Origin of the sequence: Dysosmobacter segnis (assembly GCF_014297285.1) — a bacterium.
Taxonomy (GTDB): Bacteria; Bacillota; Clostridia; order Oscillospirales; family Oscillospiraceae; genus Oscillibacter; species Oscillibacter segnis.
The window spans coordinates 1-6,001 of record NZ_JACOQI010000047.1; the positions used below are offsets into that span (position 1 = coordinate 1).

Sequence of the window (6,001 nt, forward strand, 5' to 3'; positions counted from 1 at the left end):
GCTATACCATCAGGCCCATCCATGAGGCCGTTGAAATTTTTCACACACGTCAACTGTCTGCGGTTGAACGAACAACAGAGCGGCGGCAAATTCATCGCAAGCTGTCCGCGGTGAATTTGCTGCCCGGTGCGTGAAGAAAGGAAAAACAGAATGAAGCATTCCATCTACACAAGCTATGATGAGCTTCCGCTGATGCTCTCCGTGACAGAAGTTGCCGCAGTGCTTGGGATCTCCCGTGCCGGTGCCTATGAGTTGGTGCATGGCAACGAATTCCCCGCGCTCAAAATCGGCAGCCGGATCGTTGTTCCAAAGGATAAGTTTCTCGCATGGATCGACGCAAACAGCGGTTCAAAAAACGCACCGCTGTAACTAAAGAACAGGCGCTCAATTTTCTGTGTGCCAACGAAGTGGCTGACTAAAACCGCGAAGCCCATCAATGCGGTGAGAGAAACAGCAATGGGATCACGCAGCCCGGCGGGGCCGCGACGCCTCGGAACAGCGACGCGCATGAGCGCATCGCTGTTCCGAAGGCTCTCTGCGCTCTTCGGGAGCACACCTGACCAAGACCCGAAAGCGGCAAAGTTTGCCGTTCTGACACCCGGCCACGCAGGGTTTCCGAACCGCGCAAAACGCTCCGAGGGTAGTGATACCACCCCCCGTCCGAAATGCCCGTGTTTCGCCGTGTAAGCCGCTGTGTGCGCGGTTAGGGGCTGGGGTGGCGTATGTACCCGCCGCAGTCCCTCGAAACGAACGTTGCGGCGTTTGTGCGAGTATGATTTGGAACCGCGCTGGAGAGGACTTTCCCACGCCATATGGGACGCACCTTCAGCGTATTTCAGGCAGATCAGGCGGTTATCGGAGGAAAGCAGGGCTCCCGCCGAAGCCCAGCGAAGCGGGTTCGGTGGGAAGAGGAGACGCAGCGGAATGAGTGAGTTTTCGCCGCTTTTGGCGGAAACGAGCGATATGGAGCTTGCGCCGACGAAAAGCAGGATAAAGGACTGGCGTCGGAACCGACGCTCTGCCCAATCACTTCTGCCCGCAGTGCGGGCAGTTGACGGGGGTTTCAACGCAGGCGGTTGTGGCGCCTTTTGAAGGAGATTTCAGAACGGCTGGCGTCTTAGTTCCCGTAAGCCCAGGTGTTTCAACGAAAACGAGCGTGCCTTACGGCAGATTGGAGGGAATTATGAGCAAAAATGAAAACAGGCTGAACTTCCGTATGACGGATGAAACAGCCGCCAAAATAGAGCGGTGGTATCAGGAAGATAACTGCCGCAGCAAAAACGAGTTCATCGAAAAGGCGGTGAACTGCTACGCAGATATGCTGGCCGCAGGCGAAAGCGCCACGCTGCCCCGTGCGGTGCAGTCTGCCATCGACAGTCGGCTGAAACTCTTCGAGGATCGCATCGCGTCGCTGCTCTACAAGCAGACGGTGGAGATGGACATGGCAATGTCCATCCTCCTGCAAAGCCTCAATGTGAGCGAGGAAGTGCTGCGGCAGGAACGGGCCAAAAGCATCGCCTCCGTCAAGCGCACTAACGGTCAGCTGCGGTTGGAACAGAAACTCCGTGAGCTGGAGAGCGAAACATGGCAAGGCTGATCGTCAAAAGCCCGTACATCAAGTGCGGTACTGGGCAAAGTGCTGGCGGGTATCTCAAGTACATCGCCACGCGGGAGCGGGTGGAGATCATCCCGGATGACCGTCCGCCCACCCAAAAGCAGACGCAGCTCATCGCAAAACTGGTGAAGGATTTTCCTGACGCAAGCGAGCTGATGGAATACGAGGACTACCTCTCACACCCGACAAAAGCGACGGCGTCCGCGCTCATCACGCTGGCGCTGGAATCGAATTGGGATCGGGTACAGGGCATGGAAGGTTACGCCAAGTACATCGCGCTGCGTCCGAGGGCGGAACGGTTGGGGGAACACGGTCTCTTCGGTGACGATGATGCCGTTGACCTCGCCGCTGTCGCGGATGAACTGAATCACTACACCGGCAACGTGTGGACGCACATCATCTCCCTCCACCGGGAGGACGCGGAGCGGCTGGGGTATGACCACGCGGAGGCATGGCGCACATTACTGCGTACCCACCGCAATGATATCGCCGCGGCGATGAAGATCCCGCCGGAGGATTTCCGTTGGTACGCCGCCTTCCACGATGAAGGTAACCATCCCCACGTCCACATGATGGCGTGGTCGGCAAAGCCGAATCAGGCATATCTGTCCAAAGATGGGATACGGCAGATCAAGTCCACGCTCACCAATCAGATCTTTCGTCAGGAGCTGCTGCACGTCTATGAGCAGAAAAGCAAATCGCGAGACGAACTGGTGGTGGAAGCGCGGAAAGCCATGCTGGAATTGGCGAAGGCCATGCGGGAAATGACCTGCATCCACCCGGAGGCAGAGCAGATGATCTGGGATCTGTCGCGGCAGCTCGGTCAGGTCAGCGGAAAGAAAACCTATGGCTATCTTCCAAAGCCAATGAAGAAGCTGGTGGATGAGATCGTCGACCAGATGGCGCGTCTGCCCACCGTGGATGCGTGCTACCAGACATGGTGGGAACTGCAATGTCAGGTGGAGGATTACTATTCCGAGGGAAAGAAACGGCTACGTCCGCCGCTGTCTCAGCAAAAAGAATTTCGTCAAATCAAGAACGCCGTCATCAAAGAGGCGGAGCATCTTCGCATGAACAGATTTTCCTTTGAGGACGAGGAAATGCAGGATGACGGCGAGCAGATCAGCGCCTATGACATGAGCTACGAGTGTCAGGATCTGCAAAGCGTGGCGAACGATGATCGTTTCCCTCTGAAGGAGCGTGACGAGGCGGCGGAGCAGCTGAAACAGCTTGCGGATACAGGCGATGCCAACGCCCAGTACATCATCGGCACGGCGTACCGCGACGGCGGGCTGCTGATCCCCGACACGGTCAAAGCACAAAAGCTGTTGGAACGCGCCGCCGAGCAGGACTTGGACGTAGCACAGTACGCCCTCGGCAAGCTGTATCTCTCTGATGATGCAGATGTGCACGATCCTGCCAAGGGCATCTATTGGCTGAAACGCTCGGCGGACAACGGCAACGATTTCGCTGCCTACCGGCTGGGCAAGGAATATCTCAGCGGCAAAAATGTGTCAAAAGACACTTCGACTGCGGCGGAATACCTGCGGCAGGCCGCGAACAATGGAAACGCCTATGCGCAATATCTGCTGGGAAAGCTGACCCTCATGGGCGAGGGCGTTCCCAAGGACATGGACGCCGCCTACGAATGGTTCGCGGTGGCGCGGGCTAACGGTCATGCCTACGCGGAATTTTTCATGAAACGCATGGAGCGCGGCGAACAGGAGCCGCCCTCCGTCCTGCTGGCCTCCACCCGGCTGCTCTACCACATGGGCAATATTTTCCGGAACAACGCCCCGGCTCCCGCTGCCAACGGTGCCCAAATCGACCGCAAGCGGCTGGCGCAGCTGCGGCAAAAGCGCGTCGCCCTCGGTCACAAGCCGGATGATCATGAGTTGGAACAGCAACAGGGATTTTCAATGAAATTCCATATGTAAAGCGAGTCGAGGTGTTCAGTTTTTGCGCCGCTATAGTCAAAGAAACATTTCGGAAAACAGTAGCTTTGTGCGCCGGGTTGTGGTATGTGTTGTGGTTGCCAAAAAGGAGGTGCCGCAATGTACGATTACATGAAAGCCCTGCAAAAGCGTTTCGACCGCCAAGAGTATCCAGAGTTGGCCGAGCAGATCGAATACGCCCATGAGGATCTGCGGCGGGATATGGACGCTGCGGGGCGCAGAAAGCTGCTCCGCTTGTTGGACGCACAGAACGCGTTGCTGGTCGAAGCCAAGTTGATGAGCTTCACGGCGGGCTTCAAGCTGGCGTGGGGCATGGCGAAAGAGTTGGAGACCGATGGACTCTATTCCTTCGAGCAGGAGGAAGAAGAACACATCTGCCGTCCAGCGGAACAGGAGGACTGAATGGCAAAAAAACGTGCAAATGGCGAAGGCAACATTCGCAAACGCGCAGACGGGCGTTGGGAGGGGCGCTATACAGCAGGATACCACCCCGAAACAGGAAAGCGCATCATCAAAAACGTGCTTGGTAAGACGCAGGCGGAATGCAAGGCGAAGCTCAGTGCCGCAATGGAGGCTACCAGAGGAATCGATGTCAGCCGTGCTGATGAGTACACGGTAGCAACTTGGCTGCGTAGCTGGTATGAGATCTACGCAAAACCGAATATCCGCATCTCAACAGCAAACCGCTATCAACTGATGGTCGAGCAATACACGATTCCCCGCATCGGCAGCATCAAACTGACAAAGTTGACTGCCCATGACTTACAAAAGCTCTACAAGGATCTGATGGAAAACGGTCGTATCGACCGCAAGAGCGGTCACGGCAACCCTGGACTCAGCAGTACCACAGTTCGGAGTCTGCATCTCATGCTGCACAGCGCCTTGGAACGGGCGGTCAAGGAGCGCCTGATCCTGCGGAACCCGACCGAGGACTGCATCGCGCCGAAGGTGCAAAAAATCGAAATGCAGATTCTTCCGCCTGAGCACATCAAGGATTATCTGGAAGCCGCTGACAGGAGAGGTCTGCTCCCCATGTTCTATCTGGAGCTGGTCACGGGCTTGCGGAAGGGCGAGATTACGGCGCTTCTCTGGAGCGACCTCGACACCCTAAACAAAACCATCTCCGTCAGCAAACAATATGTGAAGAATCCCAATGGCGAACTGACGCTCTCCCGTCCCAAAACGGAAACCTCAGTTAGAAAAATATCCATTCCTCAAGATGCCATCGATCTGCTGATAACAGAGCATAGCAAGCATCCTGAGAATCCCTACATGTTCCCCTCGCCGGCAACCGGTGAGATGTACTACCCAGACTCCGTCGTAAACTTGCACAAGAAGATCCTGAAGGACGCTGGACTGCCGCACATCAGATTTCACGACCTCAGACATACCTTCGCAACGCTGGCACTGCAAAATGGAGTGGACGTCAAAACCGTCAGCAGTATGCTCGGCCACTATGACGCCGGATTTACACTCCGCACCTACACCCACGCTACAAGGCAGAAGCAAGACGAGGCCGCACAAACGATGGGCAGTTTCATGGCGCAGGTCATGTAAGCAGAAAAAAAACAAAAATGCCGGAGAGAAGGCAAAAGCCTCCTCTCCGGTACTCTTTAAGTCTTTCTACGCATTTCGTTGTGTGGGTCACGGTGTGGGTCAGGCAGTTGACCCACATTTTGGCCCACACCTAAAAGTGCATTTTTGTAACGAAAAACACCCGAAATCCGAAGATTTCAGGTGTTTTTTGGAGCTGCTGACCAGATTCGAACTGGTGACCTCATCCTTACCAAGGATGCGCTCTACCGACTGAGCTACAGCAGCGAATTTGGCGACCCGGAACGGGCTCGAACCGTCGACCTCTAGCGTGACAGGCTAGCGTTCTAACCAACTGAACTACCGGGCCAAATTAATAATGGCTCGACACTGAAGCATTATAACACATACAACGACTGTTGTAAAGACTTTTTATGGCAGGGGCAGAAGGATTCGAACCCTCGGCACGCGGTTTTGGAGACCGCTGCTCTACCAGCTGAGCTATACCCCTAAATCGCTTGAGGTTCCCCCTCTGGCGAAACCATATGGTGGGCCTTCGGGGACTCGAACCCAGGACCGATCGGTTATGAGCCGACTGCTCTAACCAACTGAGCTAAAGGCCCGTGGTTTTAAGAATTGGATTGCCGCCACCTTGTGGCGGCAATCCTCTGGCTCCCCCTGTAGGACTCGAACCTACGACAGCGCGGTTAACAGCCGCGTGCTCTACCAACTGAGCTAAGGAGGAATATGCAGGCCCCAGCTCTATTGAACCAGAACCTGTGTTGGCGCTATCTATCTTCCCAGGCCGTTGCCAGCCAAGTATTGTGGACAGAAATGAGCTTAACTACCGTGTTCGGAATGGGAACGGGTGGACCCTCATCCTAATCAGCACCAACTA

The 6,001-nt window shown here is 55.6% G+C and carries 5 protein-coding genes, 5 tRNA genes and 1 rRNA gene; 5 read left to right on the forward strand and 6 right to left on the reverse strand.

The window, feature by feature from the left end:
- The first annotated feature begins 150 nt into the window (after positions 1-150).
- The 5 genes from H8Z83_RS18390 (at position 151) to H8Z83_RS18410 (ending at position 5,127) form a co-directional block, all read left to right on the forward strand.
- Positions 151-369 carry a helix-turn-helix domain-containing protein gene (locus tag H8Z83_RS18390; protein WP_187016375.1) on the forward strand — a complete coding sequence of 73 codons (219 nt, stop codon included), beginning with the start codon at positions 151-153 and terminating at the stop codon, positions 367-369.
- A gap of 814 nt (positions 370-1,183) precedes the next feature.
- Positions 1,184-1,597: a hypothetical protein gene (locus tag H8Z83_RS18395; protein WP_207732096.1), complete on the forward strand. Its 414-nt coding sequence runs from the start codon at positions 1,184-1,186 to the stop codon at positions 1,595-1,597.
- Complete coding sequence (mobP3, locus tag H8Z83_RS18400; protein ID WP_187016376.1) at positions 1,585-3,552, forward strand: MobP3 family relaxase; 1,968 nt, start codon at positions 1,585-1,587, stop codon at positions 3,550-3,552. Before H8Z83_RS18395 ends, mobP3 begins: the two co-directional genes overlap by 13 nt.
- A 117-nt stretch (positions 3,553-3,669) precedes the next feature.
- Positions 3,670-3,972, forward strand: a complete 303-nt coding sequence (locus H8Z83_RS18405) for a DUF6809 family protein (protein ID WP_187016377.1) — start codon at positions 3,670-3,672, stop codon at positions 3,970-3,972.
- Positions 3,973-5,127 carry a tyrosine-type recombinase/integrase gene (locus H8Z83_RS18410; RefSeq protein ID WP_187016378.1) on the forward strand — a complete coding sequence of 385 codons (1,155 nt, stop codon included), beginning with the start codon at positions 3,973-3,975 and terminating at the stop codon, positions 5,125-5,127.
- A gap of 188 nt (positions 5,128-5,315) precedes the next feature.
- Here the strand turns inward: H8Z83_RS18410 and H8Z83_RS18415 are convergent.
- The 6 genes from H8Z83_RS18415 to rrf form a co-directional block, all read right to left on the reverse strand.
- Positions 5,316-5,391: transfer RNA gene (locus tag H8Z83_RS18415), tRNA-Thr, on the reverse strand.
- Positions 5,392-5,396: 5 nt separating this feature from the next.
- Positions 5,397-5,473 (reverse strand) — tRNA-Asp (locus H8Z83_RS18420).
- A gap of 65 nt (positions 5,474-5,538) precedes the next feature.
- Positions 5,539-5,614, reverse strand: a tRNA-Trp gene (locus tag H8Z83_RS18425).
- Between the two features lie 35 nt (positions 5,615-5,649).
- Positions 5,650-5,726 (reverse strand) — tRNA-Ile (locus H8Z83_RS18430).
- A 46-nt stretch (positions 5,727-5,772) separates the two neighbouring features.
- Positions 5,773-5,848: transfer RNA gene (locus tag H8Z83_RS18435), tRNA-Asn, on the reverse strand.
- A 35-nt stretch (positions 5,849-5,883) separates the two neighbouring features.
- Positions 5,884-5,999, reverse strand: a 5S ribosomal RNA gene (gene rrf / locus H8Z83_RS18440).
- Positions 6,000-6,001 lie beyond the last annotated feature (2 nt).

Coding starts and splice junctions, on each gene's coding strand:
- H8Z83_RS18390 (WP_187016375.1), top strand. CDS start 151: ATGAAGCATTCCATCTACACAAGCTATGATGAGCTTCCGCTGATGCTC.
- H8Z83_RS18395 (WP_207732096.1), top strand. CDS start 1,184: ATGAGCAAAAATGAAAACAGGCTGAACTTCCGTATGACGGATGAAACA.
- mobP3 (WP_187016376.1), top strand. CDS start 1,585: ATGGCAAGGCTGATCGTCAAAAGCCCGTACATCAAGTGCGGTACTGGG.
- H8Z83_RS18405 (WP_187016377.1), top strand. CDS start 3,670: ATGTACGATTACATGAAAGCCCTGCAAAAGCGTTTCGACCGCCAAGAG.
- H8Z83_RS18410 (WP_187016378.1), top strand. CDS start 3,973: ATGGCAAAAAAACGTGCAAATGGCGAAGGCAACATTCGCAAACGCGCA.